Source organism: Acidibrevibacterium sp. (genome assembly GCF_049965395.1).
Classification (GTDB): Bacteria; Pseudomonadota; Alphaproteobacteria; order Acetobacterales; family Acetobacteraceae; genus Acidibrevibacterium; species Acidibrevibacterium fodinaquatile.
Genome location: NZ_JBMFWJ010000001.1, coordinates 143,320 through 167,795, shown reverse-complemented (window position 1 = coordinate 167,795; position 24,476 = coordinate 143,320). Strand labels below are relative to the sequence as shown.

At 68.3% G+C, this 24,476-nt stretch carries 22 protein-coding genes and 2 tRNA genes; 16 read left to right on the top strand and 8 right to left on the bottom strand.

Annotated elements, in window-relative coordinates:
* Positions 1 to 11: 11 nt before the first annotated feature.
* Positions 12 to 2,423 carry a phosphoenolpyruvate synthase gene (gene ppsA, locus ACP5M5_RS00845; RefSeq protein ID WP_427934909.1) on the bottom strand — a complete coding sequence of 804 codons (2,412 nt, stop codon included), beginning with the start codon at positions 2,421 to 2,423 and terminating at the stop codon, positions 12 to 14.
* Between the two features lie 185 nt (positions 2,424 to 2,608).
* On the opposite strand from ppsA, the gene ACP5M5_RS00840 reads away from it, so the two are divergent.
* The 4 genes from ACP5M5_RS00840 to ACP5M5_RS00825 all read left to right on the top strand — a co-directional run bounded on the left by ACP5M5_RS00840 (position 2,609) and on the right by ACP5M5_RS00825 (position 7,795).
* Positions 2,609 to 2,694 (top strand) — tRNA-Tyr (locus ACP5M5_RS00840).
* A 73-nt stretch (positions 2,695 to 2,767) separates the two neighbouring features.
* Positions 2,768 to 4,684, top strand: coding sequence for a polysaccharide biosynthesis protein (locus ACP5M5_RS00835; RefSeq protein ID WP_427934907.1), 1,917 nt, complete (start codon positions 2,768 to 2,770; stop codon positions 4,682 to 4,684).
* Positions 4,685 to 4,698: 14 nt separating this feature from the next.
* Positions 4,699 to 5,847: a DegT/DnrJ/EryC1/StrS family aminotransferase gene (locus tag ACP5M5_RS00830; RefSeq protein WP_427934905.1), complete on the top strand. Its 1,149-nt coding sequence runs from the start codon at positions 4,699 to 4,701 to the stop codon at positions 5,845 to 5,847.
* Between the two features lie 85 nt (positions 5,848 to 5,932).
* Positions 5,933 to 7,795, top strand: a complete 1,863-nt coding sequence (locus ACP5M5_RS00825) for an ABC-F family ATP-binding cassette domain-containing protein (protein WP_427934904.1) — start codon at positions 5,933 to 5,935, stop codon at positions 7,793 to 7,795.
* 95 nt (positions 7,796 to 7,890) lie between these two features.
* On the opposite strand, the gene ACP5M5_RS00820 is transcribed toward ACP5M5_RS00825, so the two are convergent.
* Positions 7,891 to 8,556, bottom strand: coding sequence for an alpha/beta hydrolase (locus ACP5M5_RS00820; RefSeq protein WP_427934903.1), 666 nt, complete (start codon positions 8,554 to 8,556; stop codon positions 7,891 to 7,893).
* Between the two features lie 495 nt (positions 8,557 to 9,051).
* Between ACP5M5_RS00820 and cysE the strand changes: the two genes are divergently transcribed.
* The 8 genes from cysE (at position 9,052) to ACP5M5_RS00780 (ending at position 15,722) form a co-directional block, all read left to right on the top strand.
* Positions 9,052 to 9,729 (top strand): serine O-acetyltransferase, encoded by a 678-nt coding sequence (gene cysE, locus ACP5M5_RS00815; protein ID WP_427934901.1) that lies wholly within the window; start codon positions 9,052 to 9,054, stop codon positions 9,727 to 9,729.
* Positions 9,730 to 9,732: 3 nt separating this feature from the next.
* A complete protein-coding gene (locus ACP5M5_RS00810) occupies positions 9,733 to 10,188 on the top strand; it encodes an RrF2 family transcriptional regulator (RefSeq protein WP_427934900.1) in 456 nt (151 codons plus the stop codon).
* Positions 10,189 to 11,280 carry a cysteine desulfurase family protein gene (locus tag ACP5M5_RS00805; RefSeq protein WP_427934899.1) on the top strand — a complete coding sequence of 364 codons (1,092 nt, stop codon included), beginning with the start codon at positions 10,189 to 10,191 and terminating at the stop codon, positions 11,278 to 11,280.
* Positions 11,281 to 11,291: 11 nt separating this feature from the next.
* Positions 11,292 to 12,464 (top strand): cysteine desulfurase family protein, encoded by a 1,173-nt coding sequence (locus ACP5M5_RS00800; RefSeq protein WP_427934898.1) that lies wholly within the window; start codon positions 11,292 to 11,294, stop codon positions 12,462 to 12,464.
* Positions 12,457 to 12,789 (top strand): ferredoxin family 2Fe-2S iron-sulfur cluster binding protein, encoded by a 333-nt coding sequence (locus ACP5M5_RS00795; protein WP_427934897.1) that lies wholly within the window; start codon positions 12,457 to 12,459, stop codon positions 12,787 to 12,789. Before ACP5M5_RS00800 ends, ACP5M5_RS00795 begins: the two co-directional genes overlap by 8 nt.
* A gap of 184 nt (positions 12,790 to 12,973) precedes the next feature.
* Entirely contained in the window at positions 12,974 to 14,107 is a 1,134-nt protein-coding gene (gene mnmA, locus ACP5M5_RS00790) for a tRNA 2-thiouridine(34) synthase MnmA (RefSeq protein WP_427934896.1), read from the top strand.
* Positions 14,087 to 14,161 (top strand) — tRNA-Met (locus tag ACP5M5_RS00785). Before mnmA ends, ACP5M5_RS00785 begins: the two co-directional genes overlap by 21 nt.
* A 163-nt stretch (positions 14,162 to 14,324) precedes the next feature.
* Entirely contained in the window at positions 14,325 to 15,722 is a 1,398-nt protein-coding gene (locus tag ACP5M5_RS00780) for an aspartate aminotransferase family protein (RefSeq protein ID WP_427934895.1), read from the top strand.
* 12 nt (positions 15,723 to 15,734) lie between these two features.
* Here ACP5M5_RS00780 and gmk read toward each other — a convergent pair whose 3' ends face one another.
* Together gmk and ACP5M5_RS00770 are read right to left on the bottom strand one after the other, a co-directional pair.
* Positions 15,735 to 16,352 (bottom strand): guanylate kinase, encoded by a 618-nt coding sequence (gene gmk, locus ACP5M5_RS00775; protein ID WP_427934894.1) that lies wholly within the window; start codon positions 16,350 to 16,352, stop codon positions 15,735 to 15,737.
* Entirely contained in the window at positions 16,349 to 17,239 is an 891-nt protein-coding gene (locus ACP5M5_RS00770) for a YicC/YloC family endoribonuclease (RefSeq protein WP_427934892.1), read from the bottom strand. The genes gmk and ACP5M5_RS00770 overlap by 4 nt, the downstream gene beginning before the upstream one ends.
* Positions 17,240 to 17,404: 165 nt before the next feature.
* On the opposite strand from ACP5M5_RS00770, the gene ACP5M5_RS00765 reads away from it, so the two are divergent.
* On the top strand, positions 17,405 to 18,280 hold the full coding sequence (locus ACP5M5_RS00765) for an MBL fold metallo-hydrolase (protein WP_427934891.1): 876 nt from the start codon (positions 17,405 to 17,407) through the stop codon (positions 18,278 to 18,280).
* A 222-nt stretch (positions 18,281 to 18,502) separates the two neighbouring features.
* Here the strand turns inward: ACP5M5_RS00765 and ACP5M5_RS00760 are convergent, their stop codons facing one another.
* The 3 genes from ACP5M5_RS00760 to ACP5M5_RS00750 are packed head-to-tail and all read right to left on the bottom strand — an operon-like array spanning position 18,503 to position 21,862.
* Positions 18,503 to 19,057, bottom strand: a complete 555-nt coding sequence (locus ACP5M5_RS00760) for a GNAT family N-acetyltransferase (RefSeq protein ID WP_427934890.1) — start codon at positions 19,055 to 19,057, stop codon at positions 18,503 to 18,505.
* Entirely contained in the window at positions 19,054 to 20,355 is a 1,302-nt protein-coding gene (locus ACP5M5_RS00755) for an RsmB/NOP family class I SAM-dependent RNA methyltransferase (RefSeq protein ID WP_427934889.1), read from the bottom strand. Before ACP5M5_RS00755 ends, ACP5M5_RS00760 begins: the two co-directional genes overlap by 4 nt.
* Positions 20,356 to 20,380: 25 nt before the next feature.
* The gene (locus ACP5M5_RS00750; protein ID WP_427934887.1) at positions 20,381 to 21,862 is read right to left on the bottom strand and encodes a gamma-glutamyltransferase; all 1,482 of its coding nucleotides are present in this window, start codon (positions 21,860 to 21,862) and stop codon (positions 20,381 to 20,383) included.
* A gap of 124 nt (positions 21,863 to 21,986) precedes the next feature.
* Between ACP5M5_RS00750 and ACP5M5_RS00745 the strand changes: the two genes are divergently transcribed.
* The 3 genes from ACP5M5_RS00745 (at position 21,987) to ACP5M5_RS00735 (ending at position 23,975) form a co-directional block, all read left to right on the top strand.
* On the top strand, positions 21,987 to 22,640 hold the full coding sequence (locus tag ACP5M5_RS00745; protein ID WP_427934885.1) for a DsbA family protein: 654 nt from the start codon (positions 21,987 to 21,989) through the stop codon (positions 22,638 to 22,640).
* A gap of 76 nt (positions 22,641 to 22,716) precedes the next feature.
* Entirely contained in the window at positions 22,717 to 22,995 is a 279-nt protein-coding gene (locus ACP5M5_RS00740; protein ID WP_427934884.1) for a hypothetical protein, read from the top strand.
* Positions 22,996 to 23,018: 23 nt separating this feature from the next.
* Positions 23,019 to 23,975: a hypothetical protein gene (locus ACP5M5_RS00735; RefSeq protein WP_427934883.1), complete on the top strand. Its 957-nt coding sequence runs from the start codon at positions 23,019 to 23,021 to the stop codon at positions 23,973 to 23,975.
* On the opposite strand, the gene ACP5M5_RS00730 is transcribed toward ACP5M5_RS00735, so the two are convergent.
* The gene (locus tag ACP5M5_RS00730) at positions 23,947 to 24,384 is read right to left on the bottom strand and encodes a hypothetical protein (protein ID WP_427934882.1); all 438 of its coding nucleotides are present in this window, start codon (positions 24,382 to 24,384) and stop codon (positions 23,947 to 23,949) included. The two genes, ACP5M5_RS00735 and ACP5M5_RS00730, sit on opposite strands and share 29 nt — an antisense overlap.
* Between the last annotated feature and the right edge of the window lie 92 nt (positions 24,385 to 24,476).

Here is a 24,476-nt window from a genome sequence, read left to right as displayed (position 1 = left end):
AAACTCCACAATCACGTTTTGCTGGCGGTTTGTTCGGCATCATGGACGATGGCGAGGGTGCGGAGCAGGCTCGCCGGATTGACGCTGATCGAGCCGATGCCGAGACCGGCGAGAAACGCGGCGATTTCGGGGTAATTCGCCGGCGCCTCGCCGCAGATGCCAACCTTGCGGTGATTGCGCGCAGCGCCGGTGACAGCAAGGCGCAGCATTTCCAGCATGCCGGGATCGCGCTCGTCGAAATCGAAGGCGACGATGTCGGAGTCGCGATCGACGCCGAGCGTGAGCTGGGTCAGATCGTTCGAGCCGATCGAGAATCCATCAAAGACTTCAGAAAACGCGTCGATCTGGATGACGTTGTTCGGGATCTCGCACATGACATAGATTTCGAGCCCGTCCTCGCCGCGCCGCAGACCGTGGCGTGCCATTTCGGCGAGCACGGTTTTCGCCTCGTCGACGCGGCGGCAAAACGGCACCATCACGAGCAGATTGGTGAGACCCATCTCGCGGCGGACGCGCAGCAAAGCCGCGCATTCGAGGGCGAAGCCTTCGGCATAGGCCGGATGCGCATAGCGCGCAGCGCCACGGAAGCCGAGCATGGGATTGGCCTCTTTGGGCTCGAAGGCGCTGCCGCCGAGCAGGGCCGCGTATTCATTGCTCTTGAAATCGGAGAGCCGGACGATCACCGGCCGGGGATGAAACGCCGCCGCGATGGTGCCGATCCCCTCGGCCAGCTCGCGGATGAAGAAAGCTTGCGGAGAGGGATCGTTGCGGCTCAGTTCGCTGATGCGGCTGCGCTCGGCGTTGCTGACCTTCTCGGGATGCACGAGCGCCATCGGATGGACGCCAATATGCTCGTTGATGATGAATTCCATGCGCGCGAGCCCAACCCCGGCGCTCGGCAGCATCGCCGTCTTGAAGGCGAGATCGGGATTGCCGAGATTGACCATGATCGGCGTTTTCGGAAGCGGCAGCGCCCCGGCATCGACATGGCTGACCTCGAAGGCGAGCGCGCCGGCATAGACCGTGCCGACCTCGCCATCGGCGCAGGAGACGGTGACGGTATCGCCGGTGTGCAGCGTCGCCGTCGCGACCCCGGCGCCGACCACCGCCGGCACGCCGAGTTCGCGCGCGACGATCGCGGCATGGCAGGTGCGTCCGCCGTGATCGGTGACGATGGCGCCGGCGGTTTTCATCACCGGCTCCCAATCCGGGTTGGTCGCCGCGGCGACGAGAACCTCGCCGGGTCGGAAAATTTCCAGATCCTTGGCCGAGGTGACCACGCGGACGACGCCGGTTGCGATCTTCTCGCCGACCGCCCGCCCGGTCACCACCGCCGTGCCGCGCGTTTGCAGCGTATAGGTGTCGAGCCTCTCCGCCGTCTTGCGCGCGGCGACGGTCTCGGGGCGGGCCTGGACGATGAAGAGCGCGCCGCCTTCGCCGTCCTTCGCCCATTCGATGTCCATCGGCTGGGGATGCCCGGCCTGAGCGGAATAATGCGCCTCGATGGCGAGGGCGGTGGCGGCGAGTTCGAGCACTTCGGCGTCGTTCAGGCAAAAGCGCAGGCGTTTCGCGGCCTCGGTCGGCAGGTTCCGGGTCGTTGCGCCGAAATGGCCGGGGGCGAGCCCCATGGTGAGCTGCTTGCTGCCGAGCGTCCGGCGCAGCACGGCGCGATGCCCGGCGCGAAAACTCGGCTTGTGGACATAGAATTCGTCGGGATCGACGGCACCTTGCACGACGTTTTCGCCAAGCCCGTAAGAGCCGGTGATGAACACCACGTCGCGAAAGCCGGATTCGGTGTCGAGCGTGAAGATCACGCCACTCGCGGCGGCATCGGCGCGGATCATTTTCATCACTCCGACCGAAAGCGCGACCTTGAAATGGTCGAAGCCGTTATTGACCCGATAGACGATGGCGCGATCGGTAAACAGGGAGGCGAAACAGCGGCGGCACGCCTCGAAGAGATCCTCCTCGCCGACGATGTTGAGGTAGCTCTCATGCTGGCCGGCGAAGCTGGCTTCGGGCAGATCCTCGGCGGTCGCGGAGCTGCGGACGGCGACCGCGACATCCGGGCCGTATTCGCGCGCGAGTTTGGCATAAGCATTCGCGATGGCGGCGCGGAGGATCGCGGTCCCGGTTGTCTCATAGACGATCCGGCGCGCCGCGGCGCCGGCCCGCGCGAGGGCGGCGATGTCGGTGATCGCGAGGCGATCGAGCACTGCCCGCAGCTTGGCCTCGGCGCCGGCGGCGGCGAGCGCCTCGCGATAGGCCTGGGCGGTGAGGGCGAAACCGTTCGGCACCCGCACCCCGGCGGCGCTGAGGCGGCTATACATTTCCCCGAGCGAGGCATTCTTGCCGCCGACCTCGGCGACATCGCTCGCGCGCACATCGGCGAACCAGCGGACGAGCGGCGTGTTTTCGGACATGGTTCCCTCGCTTTGGCCCGATGGGTTGCGTTTCCTCGCGGCATCGCCAGATTTTGGAAAAATAGCCAATGTTTGCAGGAAGATCGTTGATCTGCATCAAGCCCGCGCGGCGCCGCCGCCGCTCGCTGCCGGTTCGATTGACAAGCCCGGCGCTTTGGCCCTACTCGATCACCGCTAAAAGACCTGGAGGGGTGCCCGAGTGGCTAAAGGGGGCGGACTGTAAATCCGCTGGCGCACGCCTACGTTGGTTCGAATCCAACCCCCTCCACCATATCCCCGCCGCAACCGGCGGCCGTCATACGCCAGCAGTTCCGTTTGGCCGGAGAATGCTCTAAGGGCGGGGGATGGCGGTGCGTAATCCTTCGCTGACCCGGCTTTTGGTCAATGTCGTGCTCGATGGCGCGCTCGGCGCGCTCGCGGTGCCGCTCGCTTTCTGGCTCGCGCGCCCGGAGCAGCCGCTGGCCTCCGGCTTCGCGATCGCGGCCGGCGCGATCGCGCTGATCGCCGGCGGCGTGCCGTTCGGCTTGGCGACGCAATATTGGCGCTTCGCCGGCCTTGGCGATATGCGCGCGATCGCCGGCAGCGCGGTTCTCGGGGCCGGGCTTTATGCGCTGCTCTTCCTGGCCGCCGGCCTCGCGCTGCCGAGCGTGAGCTTCCCCGCCATTCATGCGTTGGCGCTCGCAATCCTGCTCGCCGCCCCCCGTCTTGCCTATCGTCTCTGGCGCGATCGCCGCGATGGCCGCGGCGGGGGGGATGTGGGTGACGCGGTGCCGATCCTCCTGGTTGGCGATGGCGAGGGGGCCGATCTGTTCCTCCGCGCGCTCGGGCGCGGGCGCGGCGCGCTTTATCGGGTGCTCGGCCTGCTCGCGCCCTCGGCCCGCCAGACCGGGCGGCGGATCCAGGGGCAGCCGATCCTCGGCACCATCGCCGAGACCGAACAGATCCTCGAAAAACTGGCTGTCGCCGAAACCCCGCCGCGCTTTCTCGTCGTCACCACCGATCTCCCTGGCGAGACCCTTGGTCATCTCCTCGAGTGTGCCGATCGCGCCGGAGTCTCGGTTCGCCGCGCCCCCGACCCGACCCGTCTCGCCGCCGCCTCGACAGTGCGCGCGCAAGCCGGGCTCGATCTCCGCCCCATCGCCATCGAGGATATTCTCAATAGGAAACAGGTGCCCCTCGATCGCGACGGCATGGCCCGGCTGATCGCCGGCCGCCGCGTGCTCATCACCGGCGCCGGCGGCAGCATCGGCGCCGAACTGTCGCGCCAGGTGGCGGGGTTCGGGCCGGCGGAAATCGCCCTCCTCGACAATGGCGAATACGCGCTTTGGCAGATCGATCTCGAGCTCGCGACGGCGCATCCGACGCTCGCCCGCAGCACCCTGATCGCCGATATCCGCGACGCGGCGCGGCTTCGCGCGGTGTGCGAGCGTTTCCGCCCTGACCTCGTTTTTCATGCCGCCGCCCTCAAGCATGTGCCGATGGTGGAAGCCAATCCGCTCGAGGGGCTGCACAGCAACGCCGTCGGCACCCGCAACGTCGCCGATGCCGCGCGCGCCGCCGGGGCGGCGGTGATGGTGCAGATCTCGACCGACAAGGCGGTCAACCCGACCAGCGTCATGGGCGCTTCGAAGCGGCTCGCCGAGATGTATTGCCAGGCCCTCGATCTCGCCGGGCGCGAAAAATCCGGCGGCCTGCGCTGCATCACCGTGCGTTTCGGCAATGTGCTCGGCAGCACCGGCTCGGTGGTGCCGCTGTTTCAGCGCCAGCTCGCCGCCGGCGGCCCGCTTACCGTGACCCACCCCGACATGCGGCGCTATTTCATGACCGTGCGCGAGGCGGTCGGGCTGGTATTACAGGCCGCCGTCGTCGGCACCACCGCGCCGGAGCTGTCGGAAGCCGCTGTGGGCGGGATTTTCGTCCTCGACATGGGCGAGCCGGTGAAAATCGTCGATCTCGCCCGCCAGATGATCCGGCTCGCCGGGCTTCGCCCCGAAACCGATATCGCGATCCGTTTCACCGGCCTTCGCCCCGGCGAAAAACTTTTCGAGGAAATGTTTCATGGCCAGGAGCCCCCCAAACCGACGCGCTATCCCGGCCTTCTGATGGCAGCCCCCCGCACCGCCGATCTCGCTATCATCAGCCGCGCGCTTGACGAGCTCGCTGGCGCGTGTTCGCGCGGCCAGGAGGGGCAGGCGCTGGCGCTGCTTTCGCGCCTGGTGCCGGAATTCTCCCATAACGCCGCCGGCGCCGCGCGCGCCTGATTTCGCGAGGGCCCATGACCGCGCACCCGATCGCTTTCCTCGACCTCAAGGCGCAACAGGCGCGCCTCGGCTCCGATTTGCGCGCCCGCATCGAGGCGGTGCTCGCGCATTGCCAGTTCATTCTCGGCCCCGAGGTCGGTGAATTGGAAACGCAGCTCGCGCAATTCTGCGGTGCCGCCCATTGCGTCGCGGTCAGCTCCGGCACCGACGCCTTGCAGATCGCCCTGATGGCAGAAGGGATCGGGCCGGGGGATGCGGTGTTTCTCCCCGCCTTTACCTATACCGCGACCGCCGAGGTCGCGCTGGTGCTCGGCGCGACGCCGGTCTTCGTCGATATCGACGCGCGGACGTTTCAGATCGACCCGGCCGCGCTCGAGGCACGCATCGCGGCGGTCCGGGCGGCGGGGAAGCTGCGGCCGCGGGCGCTGATCGGTGTCGATCTCTTCGGCCAGCCGGCGGATTGGCCGCGCCTTGCCGCCATCGCCGCGCGCCATGAGCTTTTTACCCTCGATGATTGCGCCCAAAGCTTCGGCGCCCGCCTCGGCGGCGCGCCACTCGGGCGCGCGGCGCACGCGACGGCGATCAGCTTTTTCCCCTCGAAACCCCTCGGCGGCTATGGCGATGGCGGCGCGCTGTTCACCGAAAGCGCCGAACGCGCGGCCCTTTATCGGAGTCTCCGCAGCCATGGTGAGGGCACGTCCCGCTACGAGGTGCTGCGCACCGGCATGAATGGTCGCCTCGATACGCTCCAGGCCGCCGTTTTGCTCGCCAAGCTCAAGCATTTTCCGGCCGAGATCAAAGCTCGCCAGCGCCTTGCCCGGCTTTATGATCGGGCGCTCGCCGGGCTCGTCGAGACGCCGGCGCGGGTGCCCGAGAGCGAGAGCGCCTGGGCGGTCTATGCCATTCTGCTCGCCGACGGCACCAGGCGGGAGGCGGCGCAGGCAGCGCTGCGCGCGGCCAATATCGCGAGCGCGATCTATTATCCCAAGCCACTCCACCATCAGCCGGCCTATCGCGCCCATCACGATGGCACCCCGCTCCCCGTCTCAGAGGCGGTCGCCGCCCGCATCCTCGCGCTTCCGATCCATCCCGATCTCAGCGATGACGACGTCGCCCGCGTCGCCGCGACCCTGAACGCGGCACTCGCCCCGCCGGCCAGGTGAGTCTCGCGCGCATCTGGCATAACGCCCCCGATCCAATCCAGGCGCGGGCCTTGATCGTCGGCGCCAGGCGGGCGATCCATGCCGCATGAGTGTGCTCGAAATCACCGCCGTCAGCTATGCGATCCAGGGCCGGATGCTGCTCGATCGCGCCGATCTCGCCATCGCCGCCGGCCAGCGGGTCGGGCTGATCGGCGCGAATGGTGCCGGGAAATCGACCCTGCTGCGCCTTATCGCCGGCGAACTCGCTGCCGATGGCGGGGAAATCCGCCTCGCGGGCCGCGCCCGCCTCGCCTGGGTGCGCCAGGAGGCGCCCTCCGGCGAAGGCAGCGTGCTCGAGACCGTGCTTGCCGCGGATCAAGAACGGCTCACGCTGCTTGCCGAGAGCACAGGTGCGGCGCCGGCGCGCCTTGCCGAAATCCATGAACGCCTCCGCGCCATTGGGGCAGACGCGGCGCCGGCGCGGGCTGCGCGCATTCTCGCCGGGCTCGGCTTCGATGCCGCCGCGCAGGCGCGCCCGATCGCCGATTTCTCGGGCGGCTGGCGAATGCGCGTTGCCCTCGCCTCGGCGCTGTTTCTTGCCCCCGATCTGCTGCTGCTCGACGAACCCACCAACCATCTCGATCTCGAAGCGGCGCTCTGGCTCGAATCCTGGCTCATGCGCTTTTCCGGTGCCGTGCTCGTGGTCTCGCATGATCGCGGCCTCCTGGATCGCGCCGTCCACGCCATCGCCCATCTCGATCGCGGTAAACTCTCGCTGACCCCCGGCGGATTCGAGGCCTTTGCGCGCATCACCGCCGAGCGCCGTGCCCAGGAAGCCCGCGCCGCGGCGCGCGTCGCCGGCGAGCGGGCGCGGATCGAGGCCTTCGTCGCCCGCTTCCGCGCCAAGGCGACCAAGGCGCGCCAGGCGCAATCCCGGCTCAAAGCGCTGGAGCGGCTGCCGCAGACGGTCGCGGTGGTGGAAGCGGCGCCGGCGCGGTTCGATTTCCCCGCGCCACGCCCGATCGCGCCGCCGATGCTGCGGCTCGATGCGGTCAGCGTCGGCTATGACGGGACGCCGGTGCTACGCGGCATTTCGCTGCGCCTCGACATGGAGGACCGGGTCGCCCTGCTCGGCGCCAACGGCAACGGCAAATCGACGCTGGCGAAGCTGCTGGTCGGCCGGCTCGCGCCGCTCGCCGGGCAGATTGAGCGCGCGCGCGGGCTTTCCGTCGGCTATTTCGCGCAGCACCAGCTCGAGGATCTCCTGGTCGAGGAGAGCCCGCTCGATCACCTCGCGCGGGTCTTGCCGCGCGCCAACCCCACCGTTCTCCGCGCCCATCTCGCGCGTTTCGGCCTCGATGCCGAGCGGGTGGAACGCCGGGTCGGCGAGCTTTCTGGCGGCGAGCGGGCGCGCCTTGCGCTCGCGCTCGCAACCCGCGAGGCGCCGCACCTTCTGGTGCTCGATGAGCCGACCAACCATCTCGATATCGACGCGCGTCAGGCACTGGTGACCGCGCTCGCCGAGTTTCCCGGCGCGGTGGTGCTGATCAGCCATGACGCGCATCTCATCGACCTCATCGCCGACCGGCTATGGCTGGTTGCGAACGGGCGGGTGCAGGCGTTCGACGGCGATCTCGCCGCATATCGCGCCGGTCTCGCAACGCCCGAGCCGGCCGCGGCCAGCGAGCGGCGCGAAAGCAGCGCCCGCCTCGCGCGGCGCGCGCGGGCGGATGAAAGGGTCGCTTCGGCGCCACTCCGGCGCGCTGCGCAAGCGGCGGAAGCACGGCTCGCCGCCCTCACCGCCGAACGCCAAGCGATCGAAGCGCGGCTCGCCGATCCGGCGCTTTATGCCGCAACCTCGGCGGCCGACATCGTGCGGGCGAATAAGCGCCTCGCCGCCATCGCGGACGCCATCGCCGAAGCCGAGGAAGCCTGGCTTGCCGCCGCCTCGGCGCTGGAGGAGGGGTAGAAAGAGGAGGGTAAGAAAAACTTCTTTTTCTGAAGAAAAAGAAGCAAAAAGACTTTGGCATGGTGGGCAGCGCCGCCGGCGCTGCCCTGTCATCTCTAATCTGCGGCCATCGAAAGATGGCGGCCGACCATTTTCTTGCCGACATGATCCTCCACCGCCGCGGCGATCGCTTCGGCGTGATTGGCCATCACATGGTCGGCGCCTGCAAGAACCCGATAATCGACGCTGACGCCCTTCTGCGTGTTCAGCTTATCAACGAGCTTTCTGACCGCAGGCTCGGGCACCAAATCATCGGCGTCGCCATGGATCATCAGCCCGCCGCAAGGGCAGGGCGCGAGAAAGCCGAAATCATAATGGCTGGCCGGCGGCGCGATGCTGACCCAGCCGGAAACCTCCGGCCGGCGCATGAGTAATTGCATGCTGACGAAAGCGCCGAAGGAGTAGCCCGCGATCCAAAGCCCGCCAGCATTCGGATTGACCGCTTGCAGCCAATCGAGCGCCGCCGCGGCATCGCCGATTTCGCCGATGCCGCCATCATAGCGCCCCTGGCTTCGCCCGACGCCACGGAAATTAAAGCGCATGGTGGAAAACCCCAGCCGCTGGAACGACTGATAAACCGTATAGGTGATACGGTTATTCATCGTCCCGCCATGCAACGGATGCGGGTGTAGCACCAGCGCCACCGGGGCGCCGGTTTCTTTCGAATGGTGGTAACGGCCTTCCAACCGCCCATCAGGGCCGGCGAACATCACCTCGGGCATGATCTCTGCGTTCCATTTCTACTGACTATGATACTCGGCAACCTTATCGCCTATCAGCGCGTCGAGGACATAAGTATTATGATTGAGTTATTGAGTGATCCTAAACGTTTTCGCGAAGCTACCGCAGCGCGCCACCGGCAAATTCGACAATCCCGACGCTTCCGGCGATATCGACCCTTTCGCTGATCCCTTTCGTTGACTAAATCTCGAGAAGGTAGATCGGAAAGTGGGGTGACCATCGATGACCGGCACCTGGGTTGCAGCCAAGGCGTTGAACCACAGGATGACCGGCGGGAGAGCGTCTGTGGCGGGACGGTCTTGCGCACGGAGCTCCTGGCTTACTCCTCCATTTCGCGCGAATCCTTGGCGCGAGCCGAGGATTCGGGGGTTGACGGCGTTTCTGCGGCACCGACCGGGGCTAACCACCCGCGCCAGCGCTGCCATATAAACGCAATATAGGTCGAATTGGTCGCTCAGTGATAACGGAATTGTCGCATGGCGTTCATTTTTTTGCGTGAAACCATCCGCGCCTACCGTGAGAAGGATCCCGCGGCCCGGTCCAGCCTTGAAGTGCTGCTCTGTTACCCGGGTCTGCATGCGTTGATGTGGCATGCCCTTGCCCATAATCTGTGGCGCGCGGGATTTCGTATCACCGGTCGGCTGGTCTCCTATCTCAGTCGCTGGCTCACCGGTATCGAAATCCACCCCGGCGCCCGAATCGGCCGCCGCGTAATCATCGATCACGGCATGGGGGTCGTCATCGGCGAGACCGCGGAGGTCGGCGACGACGTCTATATGTATCACCAAGTGACCCTTGGCGGCACCACGTCCGAACGCGGCAAGCGCCACCCGACGATTGGCAACGGCGTCATCATCGGGGCCGGCGCGAAAATTCTCGGGGCCATTACGGTTGGCGACAATGCCCGGGTCGGGGCCAATGCGGTAGTGGTGCAGCCGGTTGCGGCCGGCGTCACCGTCGTCGGTATTCCCGCCCGCCCGATCGACCGCAAGCGCCGCGATCCCTGTTTTGATCCTTACGGCACGCCCGCCGAGGCGGCACTCGATCCCTTGTTGCGTGACGTCGAAAGCCTGCGCGCCGAATTGACCGAGGTCGAGGCCAGATTGGCGCGCCTTGCCGCCGAAACCAAAACCAGCGAACAGGCCGGAGATTAGGCAATGCAGCTTTCGACGCGCGGGCGCTATGCGGTGATGGCGCTGGTCGATCTCGCCGCGCGCGAGCCTCACACCCCCGCCCGTCTCGTCAGCCTCTCCGAGATCGCCGCGAGCCAGGGGATCAGCCCGGCCTATCTCGAACAGCTTTTCGCGCGTCTGCGGCGCGCCGGGCTGGTGGTTTCGGCGCGCGGCCCGAATGGCGGCTATGGTCTCGCGCGGCGGGCGGACGAGGTCTCGGTTGCGAGCGTCATCCGCGCCGTCGATGATGCCGGCGCAGTGGGGGAATGCTGCCTTGACGCTGGCGACGCTGGCGGGGCCGCGGGCTGCCCGACTGCGGCGCTGTGGCAAGCGCTCTGCCTTCATATTCATCACTTTCTTGACACCATCACCCTGGCCGATGTCGTGGCCGGCCGCCTCGATGGCACGCGCGCGCCACCCCAACCGCGCGAGGCGGCGTGAATGCCTGATCGCGTCTATCTCGACGCCAACGCGACCGAGCCGCTTCGCCCTGCGGCGCGGGCGGCAGCGCTCGCGGCGCTCGACCTCACCGGCAACCCAGCCTCGGTACATGGTTTCGGCCGCGCCGCGCGCGCGCTTTTGGAAACCGCGCGCGAGACGATCGCCGCCCGCTTCGGCGCCCACCCAGCCGATCTCGTTTTCACCTCTGGCGGGACCGAGGCCAATGCCCTGGCGATCGCCGGCCTCGGCGCCGGGCGACGGCGGATCGTGAGCGCCATCGAGCATGCGGCGGTGCGCGAAGCGGCGCCGGACGCGGCGATTTTGCCGGTCGATCGCCAAGGGATCGCAGATCTCGCGCAGCTTGCGGCGCTGCTCGCCGAGGGACCGCCGGCCTTCGTCGCGCTCATGCTCGCCAATAACGAAACCGGGGTGATCCAGCCGATCGCCGAAGCCGCGGCACTTTGCCGCCGCTTTGGCGCGCATCTCCATGTCGATGCGGTGCAGGCGGCGGGAAGGATCGCGTGTGATTTTAGCGCCCTCGGCGCCGGGAGTCTCGCTCTCTCCGGCCACAAACTCGGCGGTCCGGCCGGCGCCGGCGCGCTTTTGATTGCGGCCGATGCCGCCAAGCGCCTCGCGCCGCTGATCGCCGGCGGCGGCCAGGAGCGCGGCCGGCGCGGTGGCACCCCGCCGCTTGCCGCGATCGCCGGCTTCGCTGCCGCCGCTGCCGCCACTGCCGTCGATCTCACGTTTCTGCGCGACGCCGCCGAGGCCGCGGCGGTCCAAGCCGGCGCGGTGGTCTGCGGCGCTGGCGCCCCACGTCTTCCCAATACCACCTGCCTTGCCCTCCCGGGCATCAAGGCCGAAACTCAGGTGATCGCGCTCGATCTCGCTGGCATCGCCGTCTCCGCCGGGGCTGCCTGCAGTTCGGGCAAGATCGCGCAGAGCCATGTGCTGACGGCGATGGGGCTTGCTGATCTCGCCGGCCAGGCGATCCGGGTCTCCCTGCCCTGGAACGCGACCGCCGACGATATCGCCGCGTTCGCCGCCGCCTATCGGGCGATAGCAGCCCGTCTTTCCCGCCACGCTGCCTGAGCCGACGCCCCATGCCGCGCAACCGCCCGATCTATCTCGACAACCAAGCGACAACGCCCTGCGACCCGCGTGTCGTCACCGCGATGCTGCCCTATTTCAGCGAGGCGTTTGGCAACCCGCACAGTGCCGAACACGCTCTCGGCCGTGAGGCGGAGGCGGCGGTGGAACGGGCGCGCGCCGAGGTCGCGGCGCTGATCGGCGCAAGCCTGCGCGAAATCATCTTCACCTCCGGCGCGACCGAGAGCAACAATCTCGCGATCAAGGGCGCGGCGCGCTTCGCCGCCCGCATGGGAAGCCCGAAGCGCCGCGTCATCACCGTCGCGACCGAGCATAAATGCGTCTTAGAGGCGACGCGCGACCTCGCCGAGGAGGGGTTCGAGCCGGTGTTTCTGCCGGTCAGTGGTGACGGACGGCTCGATCCCGCCGCGCTCGGCGCGGCACTTGTGACCCCGACCCTTCTGGTTTCGGTGATGGCGGCGAATAACGAGACCGGGGTTTTGCACGACATCGCCGCTCTCGCCGCCCTTGCCCGCGATTGCGGCGCGCTGTTTCACACCGATGCCGCGCAGGCGGCCGGGAAAATCCCCCTCGATGTTGCGGCGCAGGGGATCGATCTGCTCTCGATTAGCGGCCATAAGCTCTACGGCCCAAAGGGGATCGGCGCGCTCTATGTCCGCCATCGGCCGCGGGTTCGTCTCGCGCCGCTATTTTCCGGCGGCGGGCAGGAGCGGGGCTTGCGTTCCGGCACCCTGCCGGCGCCGCTCATCGTCGGCTTCGGCGAGGCGTGTCGCATCGCGCGGGCAGAAATGGCAGCCGAGGGCGAGCGGCTCGCCGCCCTTCGCGATCGTCTGCTCGCGCGCCTCAGTGCGGCCATCCCCGGCATTGCCCTCAATGGCAGCCGCGAACATCGTCTCGCCGGCAATCTCAACCTTGCCTTTCCGGGAGCGCGCGCCGAAACCCTGCTCGCCGATCTCCCCGATCTTTGCCTTTCTACCGGCTCGGCCTGTTCCTCGGCGGCGATCGAGCCCTCCTATGTTCTCCGCGCCATGGGTGTCGCGCCGGAAATCGCCGCCGCAAGCTTGCGCATCGGGATCGGACGCTTTACCTCGGCGGCCGAGATCGACACCGCGGCGGAGATGTTGATCGCCGCCCATGCCCGACAAAGCGAACCCCAGAATGCCTAAAATGACCTTCATCGAACGCGACGGCACCAAGCGCGAAGTGGATGCCCCGCTCGGCCTCTCGGTTCTCGAAATCGCCCATCGCCACGGCGTCGATATCGAAGGCGCGTGCGAAGGCTCGCTCGCCTGCTCAACCTGCCACGTCATCGTCGATCCCGCCTGGTTCGGCAAACTTTCGCCCCCGACCGAAGACGAGGAAGACATGCTCGACCTGGCCTTCGGCCTCGAAAAAACCTCGCGTCTCGGCTGTCAGATCGTCATGACCGAGGCGCTCGACGGCCTCACCGTTCGCCTTCCCGCCGGCACCCGCAACCTCTTGGACACGTGAATGCCGGCCAGTGCTCCGAGCGAGGCAAGGCGAGGGGCGCTGCCCCTCGACCCCGCCAGGGACAATGTCCCTGGACCCTGTCTCGTGAAGGATGGGGGTCTGGGGCCCGAGGCCCCAGCGGAGTCCAGAGGCGGAACCTCTGGCCTTGTCCTTCTTTGGAACACCAGCCGGGCATAGGCGTGTCATGAGGGTGGTCGCAGCGATGTCGGGCGGGGTGGACAGTTCGGTGGTGGCCGGGCTGCTGGCCGAAGCCGGGCATGAGGTGATCGGGATCACGCTTCAGCTTTACGACCATGGCGCGGCAGCCGGGCGCAAAGGGGCGTGCTGTGCCGGCCAGGACATTCACGATGCCAAGCGTGTCGCCGATCATCTCGGCATCACGCACTACGTGATCGATGCCGAGGCGCGGTTTCGCGCCGCGGTGATCGCCGATTTCGTCGACTCCTATGCCGGCGGTGAGACGCCGGTGCCGTGTGTGCGCTGCAACCAGAGCGTGAAATTCGGCGATTTGCTGACGCTTGCCCGCGATCTCGGCGCGGACGCGCTGGCGACCGGGCATTATGTGCAGAGGATCGAGGGCGAATCCGGCGTGGAGCTGCACCGCGCCGCCGACCTCGAGCGCGACCAGAGCTGGTTCTTATTCGCAACCACGGCCGAGCAGCTCGCGTTCTGCCGCTTTCCGCTCGGCGCGATGGCGAGCAAGGCTTCGGTGCGGGCCGAGGCGGCGCGGCTTGGCCTGCCGGTTGCGACCAAGCCCGACAGTCAGGATATCTGCTTCGTGCCCGACGGGCATTATGCCGATTTCGTTGCGCGCCTGCGGCCGGACGCGATGGCGGCGGGTGAGATCGTGGCGGGCGACGGCCGGGTTTTGGGCCGGCACGGAGGGGTCGCGCGTTATACCGTCGGCCAAGCCAAGCGCCTCGGTGCTGCGACGCGCGATGGCGGCGAGCGGCAGGTGGTGGTGGCGCTGGATGCGGCGCGGCGGCGCGTGGTGGTCGGCCCGCGCGGGAGCCGCGGGACGGACACCATCCGGCTGCGCGAGGTGAATTGGCTGATCCCGCCGCCCCACGCGCCGATCCCCTGCGCGGTGAAGCTGCGCGCCCGCGAGGCGCCGCAGCCGGCGGAAATCCGGGCGTTGCCGACTGGCGGGGCGGAAGTCAAATTGGCAACGCATGCCCTTGCGGCGCCTGGGCAGGCCTGCGTTTTTTATCAGGACAGCCGCGTTCTCGGCGGTGGCTTCATCGTTGCGCCGCAGGTTGACGGCGAGGCGGCGGCGGCGGTATCTGGGGCCAGCTGTGGCGGCGTAGCTCAGCGGTAGAGCAGGGGAATCATAATCCCTTGGTCGGTGGTTCAAATCCGCCCGCCGCTACCAGCTTTACCGTGATCGTCCCCCTGGTCTCGTTGATGTGCTCGGGCTCGGCGTTGCGCTCTAGCCGAGCGGCGCGGACGTGGTAAGCTCGCGCTCATAGCGAAGCGCCTCATATCGGGGCGCGCCGGCGGCCGCTCCTCGCCCGCCCGTCCGAGGAATGAACGACATGACTTCAGCCCGCGCCAATTCCAACGCCGCTCGCGATATCGCCTCTGTCCTCCACCCTTATACCGATCTCCTGGCCCATGCCGAAACCGGCCCGCTGGTGATCACGCGTGGCGAAGGGGTGCGGGTCTGGGACGAGAACGGCAAGCCTTATATCGAGGCGATGGCCGGGCTCTGGTGCGCCTCGCTTGGCTTTAACAATGAGCGCCTGGTCGAGGCGGCGGCGGCGCAGATGCGTAAGCTTCCCTTCTATCACGCCTTCGCCGCCAAATCGCATGAGCCACTGATCACGCTCGCGGAAATGCTGCTCGCCCGCGCGCCGGTCGCCATGAGCAAGGTGTTTTTCGCCAATTCCGGCTCCGAGGCCAACGATACCGCGATCAAAATGATCTGGTATTTCAACAACGCGCTCGGGCGCCCGCAGAAGAAAAAAATCATCGGCCGGGTCAAGGGGTATCACGGCATTACGCTGGCCTCCGCCTCGCTCACCGGGCTGCCCGCCAATCATCGCTCCTTCGATGTGCCGCTGCCGGGGTTTTTGCATACCATCACGCCGCATTTTTATCACGGCGCGGCGCCGGGCGAGAGCGAGCGCGATTTCGCCGCCCGCTGTGCCGCGGAACTCGAAGCCCTGATCCTCGCCGAGGGACCGGAGACCATCGCCGGCATGTTTGCCGAGCCCGTGATGGGCGCCGGCGGCGTGATCGTGCCGCCGGAGGGGTATTTCCCGGCGATCCAGGCGGTGCTGCGCAAATACGACATCCTGCTCGTCGCCGACGAGGTGATCTGCGGTTTCGGGCGTACCGGCAATTACTGGGGCAGCCAGACCCTCGGCGTGACGCCGGACATTCTCACCTGTGCCAAAGCCCTCTCGGCGTCGTTTCTGCCGATCAGCGCGGTGATGGTGAATGCGCGGGTGTTCGCGGCCTTGGCCGAGGAATCACACAAGATCGGCACGTTCGGCCATGGCTTCACCTATTCCGGCCATCCGGTACCGGCGGCGGTCGCCATCGAGACGTTGAAAATCTATGACGAGATCGGGATCATCGACCACGTCCGTGCCATCGCGCCGGCCTTCCAGCGCGCGCTGCATGGCTTCGCCGACCATCCGCTGGTCGGTGAGACACGCGGTCTTGGCCTTCTTGGCGGGATCGAGCTGGTTGCCGACAAGGGGGCGCGGCAAAATTACGATCCGGCGCTCAAGATCGGCCCGCGCGCCGCGAAACTCCTCGAAAAACACGGCGTCATCGGCCGTGCCGTGCCCGGCGATACGCTGGCCTTCACGCCGCCGTTGATCATCAGCGAAAGCGAGATCGCGGAGATGTTTGCCGCCGTCCGCGGCGCGCTCGATGAGTTGCTGGCCGAGCTGACGCGAGAGGGGCTGGCGCCGCGCCTCTGACGGCGGGACGCCTCAGCCGGTGACACCCTTCGCGAGCCAGGTCTGGCGCGCGGTTGCGGCGCGCGCGGCGCGGAGGATGGCGCCCGTCGTTGCAATCGCCTCGGCGAGTGTTTCGTTGACGATGCAGTAGTCGAATTCATTGGCGTGGGCGATTTCGTCCTCGGCCGCCGCCATGCGGCGCGCGATTTCCGCCGGCGCATCGCCGCGGGCGCGGAGGCGGGCTTCGAGGTCGGCGAGCGTCGGTGGCATGATGAAAACCCCGACGACGTCGCCGGGGAGGGCAGCGCGCAACTGCCGATGACCCTGCCAGTCGATATCGAACAGCACATCTTCGCCGCGCGCGAGCGCGGCCGCGACCGGCGCGCGGGGCGTGCCATAACACTGGCCGAAAACGTCCGCCCATTCGAGCAACTCGCCGGCTTCGATCATGGCGTCGAAGGCTGGCCGGTCGCGAAAGAAATAATGGATGCCCTCTTGCTCGCCGGCGCGCGGGGCGCGGGTGGTCGCGCTGATCGAGAGGTGAAGGCCGGGTTCGGCGGCGAGAAGAGCGCGGCTGATCGAGGTTTTCCCGGCGCCGGAGGGCGCGGCGAGCACGAGGCAGAGGCCGCGGCGGGGAAAACGCGGGCTCATTCGACGTTTTGCACCTGCTCGCGGAGCTGCTCGATCGCCGCCTTGAGCCGCAGCCCGCAGGCCGAGAGCGCCGTGGTCGCCGCCTTGCTGCAGAGGGTATTGGCCTCGCGCTGGAATTCCTGGACCAGGAAATCGAAGCGCCGCCCGACCGCGCCGGTCTCTGCGAGCAGGGCGTGGGCGGCGGCGAGATGGCTTGCGATGCGGTCGAGTTCTTCGCGGATGTCGGCGCGGGTCGCGAGCAGCGCGACCTCCTGCGCCAGACGCTCGGCGGGGAGGGGGATGTCGCGGCCACGCAAGAGGGTGTCGAGCTGCTCGGCAAGCCGTGTTCGCAGCGCGTCGGGCTGCGTGTCCGCGAGCGCTGCCGCCTCGGCATGGAGGGCGGCGATCTCGGCGAGGATGGCGCCGAGCAAGCTTGCGAGCCGCGCCCCTTCCGCGCCGCGCATGGCAGTGAGGCCGGTAAGCGCGGTGGCGAAGCCGGCCGTGACGAGCTGTGTCTCGGCCTCGTCCGGTGGTTCGCGTTCGCTCGCCCAGCGCAGCACGCCGGGCAGCGCCAGCAGAGCCTCGGCGCGCGGCGGCGAGCCGCCAGGGATGCGGTGGGCGAGGGCAAGGGCGAGGGCGAGGACGTGTTCGAGTGCTTCGGGGTCCGGCTCCGGCCGCGCGCCGCGCGCGCGCCGGATGGTGAGGCTCGCGGTGATAGCGCCACGCCGCAAAACCTTCGCCGCTGCCTCGCGCAGGCCCGGCTCCAGCGCATCGAAGCCCGGCGGCAGACGAAAGCGGAGATCGAGCCCGCGGCCATTGACCGAGCGCAGCTCCCAAAGGAAGCCAAAGCCGTCCCGCTCGCCCTCGCTCTGGGCGAAACCGGTCATCGAGGCAAGGGTGCTGGTCATCGCCGCCATCGTCTCCGCCCAATCGCTGCCGCCTTCTAGCCTCTTCGGGAAGTCCGGGAAAGGCGATCCGCGCCGCGTCGACATCGGGAGGAGATTGACCGGCGAGCCCCGCGTCTCGCACACTGTCGTAGATCCATGATCATCTGAGGAAACGAGGCAACCGACATGTCGCTCCCCCTTCCCACCGCTCAGATCGCCGGTGTCCATCATTTCCGTCTCGGCGATCTCGTCGTCAGCGCGATCAATGACGGTATTTTCGAGGTCACGCTCGACGTGATGGCGAATATCGATCGCGCCGAGGCCGAGGCGCTGCAAGCCGCCGCCTTCCGCCGCATGCCGCCGCGCATCACCATCAACGCCTTCCTGGTCAATGATGGCCAGTCACTCACCTTGATCGATAGCGGCTGCGGCACCATGGGCGGGCCGGCGGCGGGGGCGTTCGGGCGCCGCCTCGCTGCGCTCGGGGTCGCGCCGAGCGCGATCAAGCGGGTGCTGGTGACGCATATGCATATCGACCACGTCTCTGGCCTCGTCGATGGCGAGGGCAAGCCCGTGTTTCCCGAGGCGGAGATCGTCGTGCATGAGCAGGAGGCGAAATTCTGGCTTGGCGCCGTGCCGGCCGGCGCGCCGGACGGGCTGCGTGATGCGTTTGGGGTCGCACAGCGGGGCATCGGCCCCTATCGCGAGCGCCTGCGCACGGTTTCCGGCGGCGAGGTCGCGCCCGGCATCACCCTGGTCCCCGCGCCCGGCCATACCCCCGGCCATTCCGGCTACGCGCTGCAGTCTGGCCGCGAGCATCTGCTGATCTGGGGCGATATCGTGCATATGCCCGGGGTGCAGTTCGCCGAGCCCGAGGCCGGCATGGTGTTCGACATCGATCCCGCCGCGGCGCGCGCGTCGCGCAAGCGGATTTTCGACATGGCGGCGAGCGAGCGCACCCGGGTTGCCGGCATGCATCTCGATTTTCCGACATTTGGCCATGTCACGCGCGCCGCGCGCGGTTACGCTTTCGTCCCCGAGGTTTGGTATCCCGATGTTTGAGCGAAATGTCCGCCGTGAGAGCGCTTTGGTGGCTGGCTTTCCTCACGCTCCCGCTCGCCCCGATGCGCGCCCGTCGACCCGATCCAGCAGAAATGCCTCTATCAGGCGGAGGCGGCGGTTCTGCCGGATATGAATGCGGACAACCCGGAGATGCTATCGCAAAGCACCGATCTCCGCGCTGCCTGTGAGCAGGCGAACGGCGAATGACACCAGCGCCGCCCGTCAGGTCGCGCGGGAGGCGGATTCGACCAAGCGCTCGATCGGATCCCAGGCGAAGGCGATCTGAGGCAGTTTTTGGCCGGCGACGCGCGTGTGACTTTCGGCGACCGCGCGGCCGCCGAGATGCTGGTAGAAAAACCGGCTCGGATTGTCGCGCAGCACCCAGAGAAAGACCGAGCGGCAGCCGATCGCCGCGAGATGTTGGGCGGTGGTTGCGAGCAGAAGCCGGCCGAGCCCGCGTTCGCGCCAGTCATCGAGAATGTAGAGGGTTTCAATTTCGCCATCGGCAAGGTCGCGGCCGCGATTGGCGGTGACGAAGCCGATGATGCGCGCCCCGGGCACGAGGCTGCTCGGCAGATCGCGGCCTGACGCGGTCAGGACATGCACACTCGCGCCGCCGCGGATGGCGCTGTCATAATAGGCGGCCTGACGCGGCACCGAGAGTCGGGCGAGATAATCATCGGGGAGGATCCCGGGATAGGCGCTGCGCCAAGCCGCGACATGCACCGCCCCGATCGCCGCCGCATCGGCCGGGCGGGCGCGGCGGATGGCGATCATGGTGCGCGCTCCAGCACGGCGGCGAAGAAGCCGTCCGTGCCATGGCGGTGCGGGGTTAGGCTGAGATAGAGGCCGACGCCGAGCGCCGCCGCGGCGGCACTGCCGAAAGGCCAGATAGCGGCGAGCCCGCGGGGCGCGAAATCGCCGTGATGGGTCAGAAATGCGGACACTTGCGCCTCGTTCTCCTCGGCCAGCAACGAGCAGGTAGCGTAGACGAGACGCCCCCCCTTGCGCACCAATTTTGCGGCCTGGGCGAGAATTTCCTGCTGGCGTGCGAGCAGCTCCGAGAGGTCGCTGGTGGTGAGGGTACGCCGCGCGTCGGGGTTGCGCCGCCAAGTACCGGTGCCGGTGCAGGGCGCATCGACGAAAACGCGGTCGAACCCGCCGAGATGGCGCTTGATCCATTTGTCGCCGGGAACCAGATGATGCCGCTCGACATTATGAACCCCGGCGCGCCGCAGCCGCTTGAGCGCGCCCTCGAGCCGTGGCGCCGAGACGTCGCAAGCGACGAGATGGCCGCGATTGTCCATCATCATCGCCATCGCGAGGGTTTTGCCGCCAGCGCCGGCGCAGAAATCGGCCACCCGCATCCCCGGCCGGGCATCGGCCAGCGCCGCCGCGAGCTGGCTGCCCTCGTCCTGGATTTCAACCCAGCCGTCACGAAACGGGGCGGTCGCGGTGATCGGCGGCCGGCCAGCAACGCGCAGCCCCCAGGGCGAATGGGGGGTCGGTTCCGCGATGATGCCGGCTTGCGCGAGGGCTGCCCGCGCGGCCTCTCGCGTCGTTTTGAGCAGATTGACGCGGAGATCAAGGGGCGCGGGGCGGGCGAGGGCGGCCAATTCATCGGCGAGATCGGCGCCGAAGCGGGCGGCGAGAAGGGGGTGGAGAAAATCCGGCACTTCGTTATGCACGGCATCGGGCATGCGCGGATGGGCGAGCGTGTGGCCGGAAAGCCGCGTCAAAATCGCGCGCTCGCGCTCATCGAGCACCATCGGCGCATAACGCCCGCCGGAAAACAGCGCGTCCACGGTATCCAACGGGGTGCCAGTGAGCAGCATCAGCGCGCCGAGACGGAGCCGCGGGCTCGCGCCACCCTCCGCGCCAAGCCACCAATCGAGCCGGCGCCAGGCGCGGAGCACCGCCCAGACCTGTTCGGAGACCGCGCGTCGGTCGCTCGCGCCGATGAAGCGGCGGGCACGAAAGAAGTCGCTCGCGATCGCGTCGGCGGGCTTGCGCGGCGTCTCCGTGATGGCGGTGAGCAGCTCGATCGCGCTCGCCAGGCGGGCCGCGGGGGTCACGCGGGGGGGATGCCGGTCGCGGCCATCATTCAGCTCTCTCCATTTCGATTTTCTCCTGATCCTCGCCGCCGGTGGCAAGGCCATTGAGGCGCGGATCGGCTTGCCAGGCGCAGAATTTCTCCGCCCCTGGCAAACCCGCCGAGCAACCGACGACATTGGCCCGCCCTGGGTCAGGCACCGGGGTGGGCATGAAGCGCAGCGTCTGGCCCTTTTTCAATTTTGGCTTCTCGGTCATGCTCAATGTTTCGGCGAGGGCGACGGCGGTCGCCAATGGCGCGCCCTCCTGCCCCGAGGTGGCGACGGCGGCGCGGAAGCCGAAGCGCGCGGGGTTGAAGGCGATCGCGGCGGAGAGCAGCGGCGGCGGCCACGTCTTGGGCGAGGCGGCAAGGACGAGCCCGGTGCCGCGCGCGATCCGCCCGATGCCGAAGAGATTGCCCATCGTGACGTCACAGGCAACGGCGCCGCCCTTGCGGTCGAGCGCGACGAAGCCCGTCGAGGCCGGAAGCGCGGGCAGGCTGGCGGTGCCGTCGGCTTGGGTTGCGAGCAGGGTTTTCGCATCACCTCCCGATTGTCGGTAGCGCGCCGCAACCGCGCGGGCGATGGCACGGGCGCCGCTAACGTCCTCGCTATTATGGGTGAGGGCCTGAAACGCGGCGGCCGCGGCGATCCCGCCATCGGCCGGGAGCGGCAAGAAGGCGATGTCCGCATGGCTGCCCGGCCAACCCGGAATGATGATTGGCTCGGCGATGCTGGCCCGGGCTTTCGCGAGATCGCCGGCGGTGATCGGGCTGCCGGCATTGGCCGAGGCGCGCTCCAGCCGTTCGGCCAAGGCGCCGCCATAGAGATCGTTGACGCCATTGATGCGGATTTCGGCGAAGGTGGTACCGAGATCGGGCTGCATCAGCGTCGTGCCCTCGGTCAGCGGGCCGCCGGTGATGGAAGCGAAGGGGCTGGCGCCGGGATCGAGGGTCAACGCCTGGCCGACGACCTTGAGGTCGCGGGCGAGCGCGGTCGAGACCGGGACGCCGAACCGCGCGAGGCCCTCGGCTGGCTGGATCAGATTGGCGATGGTGCGGGTGCCGTGGCGGGCTTGCAGCGTGAGCAGGCCGCGCAACAGCATCGGCACCGCCGCCGGGCGATCGGTCGCCGTGCTTTCGGCCGGCTGGGGGAGGAACATGATCGCCTCGGGCGTTTTGGCCGGCGGGAAATAGGCGAGACAGGCGCCGCCCGCGCCGAGCCCAGCGCGCGACGGCAGCGTGACGGCCAGCGTCAACGCGATCGTGGTCGCGGCATCGGCGGCGTTGCCGCCTTCCGAAAGCACCTCCCGCGCTTCCAGGGCGGCGCGCGGCTCATCGGCGATCACCGCGCCGAGAAAACCAATGACATAGCCCGGCGTGCCAAGGGGCGGCCCGCCGAAAAAGAACCGCTGGGTCTGCTTGCAGGCGGCGAGCGGTAACGCCAGCGCCAGCAAGACGGCCGGCAGCGCCCGCGTTATCATGGATCGCATGAGGTCATCGTCTCGTCATGTTTCTCGCCGGCACACGCTGATCGGGCGGCGGTCTCTGCTTACTTGTGGCATTGCTCTGGCGTTGCCCGCAATCTCCTATGCACAAGAGGCTGCCGAAAGCGCGATGAGCGGCGCCGAGGGGGCGGCCATCCTCGGCCTGCTGCGGCAATCGCCGCCCGCCGACCCGGCGGCATTGCAGGCGGCGCTCTCGCGCATCGAGCGCGAGACTTTGGCACGGGCGCACGCTGCGCGGCGCCAAGCCGTTCTCGCTGCGCTGCCGCGTCTTGCCAATGATGCGCGTGATGCAGTGGCCGGCAATCCCGCCGGAAGCCGGGTTTTGGTCGAATTCTATGATGTCCGATGCCCTTATTGTCGGGCGATGGCGCCGACGATCGAGACGATGCTGGCCGCCGACCCGGCGCTGCGCCTGGTCTTGAAGGAGTGGCCGATTCTGGGGCCGGTGAGCGATGTTGCCGCCCGCGCCTTGCTCGCGGCGCGGCTGCGGGGGCGATATTTTCCGCTGCGGGCGCGGTTGATGGCGGGGCCTGCGCCGCAGAACGCGGCCGCGGTGATGGCGGCGGTGGCGGCGGTGGGGTTCGACGCGGCCGCCTTCGACCGCGCCATGGCGGATCCGGCGATTACCGCCCAGCTTGATGCGACCCGGGCGCTCGCCGGCGATCTAGGCCTGATCGGCACGCCGAGCTTCGTCGCCGGCGGCGAGGTGCTGGCCGGTGCGGTCGGCGAGGCCGAACTCCGCGACGCCCTCGCGGGGTCGTAAGCGCGCTTGCTGGCCGGTGCCCGCTTTGCGAAAAGCGGGGGCTTTGTGAAATGCAGGGCGGAGCGGAGGTGGGGCGATGACGAAACGAGAGACTAACACGGTGCCGAAAGCGCAGGATGCAAGCGCGGCGGGTGCGCCAGGGTTGAGCCCCGGCCAGCGCGCCTATGAAGCGCGGCGAGCGGCGAAAGCCGGCATGAGTCTCGATAAATGGCTCGCCCATAAGGCGCGGGAAGAGGCCATGGCCGCCAAGGCGGAGATGGCCCATGTGACGAAAGCCGGAAAGCCCGCCAAGGCGGCGAAGCAGGGATTTTTCGCCCGGCTGCTGGAACGCGCCCAGCGCCCGCTCGGCTCCTGAGCGCGCCCGCGATCGCCGACGGATTGCTTGCCGCGCACGCCGATTGGAGCGTCGCGGCCGGCAAGCGCTGGCTATGCCGGGCGCGGCGTGAGGGAGCGGGCTGGCGGGTTTTGGCGCCCACGCCGGTGGGCGATGCCGCGACCCTGCCGGCCCGACTGCTGGCCGAGAGCGGTGGCGCGCCGGTGGTGCTCGGGGTGGATTTTCCGCTCGGATTGCCGCGCGCTTATGTCGCCCGCCATCTCCTCGGACGGGTACGGGATTTTCCCGATTTTCTCCTGAAAATCGGCGATTTTCCCGAATTTTTCGAGGTCAATCAAAGCCTCGCGACGGTTGCGCCGGGGCGGCCTTTCTATCCTGCCCGCGGCCGGCGCGGGATGACGCGCGCGGCGCATGCAGCGGCCCTTGGGCTGACCTCGGCCGCCGATCTCAGCCGCGCCTGTGACCGCGCGACCGCCGAACGCCCGGCCGGCGCGCCGCTGTTTTGGACGCTCGGCGCCAATCAGAGCGGCAAGGCGGCGATCGACGCGTGGCGGGCATTGCTGGTCGCGCCCCATCCCGCCTTGCGCCTCTGGCCGTTTGCCGGCCCGCTCTTGCGGCTGCTCGCGCCGGGGCGGGTGGTGATTGCCGAGACCTACCCCGCCGAGGCGCTGCGCCAACTCGGCATCGGGCGGTTTGGCTCGAAGCGCCGCCAGGGCGACCGCGCAACGCTCGCGGGGGCGCTGCTGCGGGCGCTCGGCGGGCTCGAGGCGTGCGCGAACCCGGCGCTCGCGGCATCGATCGCCGACGGGTTCGGCGCCGATCCCGCCGGCGAGGACCGTTTTGATTGTCTGCTCGGTGTGCTCTCCGTCCTCGGCGTCCTCGCCGGCCGCCGCCCCGACGCGCCGCCGCCCGATCCCTGGCTCGCCACCTGGGAAGGCTGGGTGCTCGGGCAGACGGCGGCGCCGCGCGCGGTTACGCCGGGCGCGGTGCACGCGGCATGAGGAGCGGCGTGATGAGGCCGACGCCGATGCCCCAGAAACCGTTGATCAGCAAGGAATCGACCCAGGGGACCAGGGCGAAGCCGAAGCCGATCGGCAGACCCTTGATCGCGGTGACGACGAACAGGCCGACCAGGGCGGCGATGATGCCGAGTCCGAGACCGCTGAGCCATAGCGGACGCGGCAGCGAGGGCAGCGCGAGGCCAAACATCGCGCCATAGAGTCCGCCCCAGAAACAGAGGCTGATGATTTTTGGCACACCCAGCGGCGCCGTCGGCGCCATCGGGAAGGGTGGCGGCATCATGTGCGCAACGTACAGCGCCGCCCACATCGCCTGATGGAAAATGAGGGTCGAAAGCACCGCAGCGATGAAGCCGAGGAGGGCGCGGGCCGGCAAGCCTGGGCTAGTCATGGCGTTTCCTTTCCTGTCATGCCGAAATAGCGCTGGACTTGCGGGCGGGCATTCGATAAGAGCCCGCCTTCATCTGGAACGCGGGAGGCCGG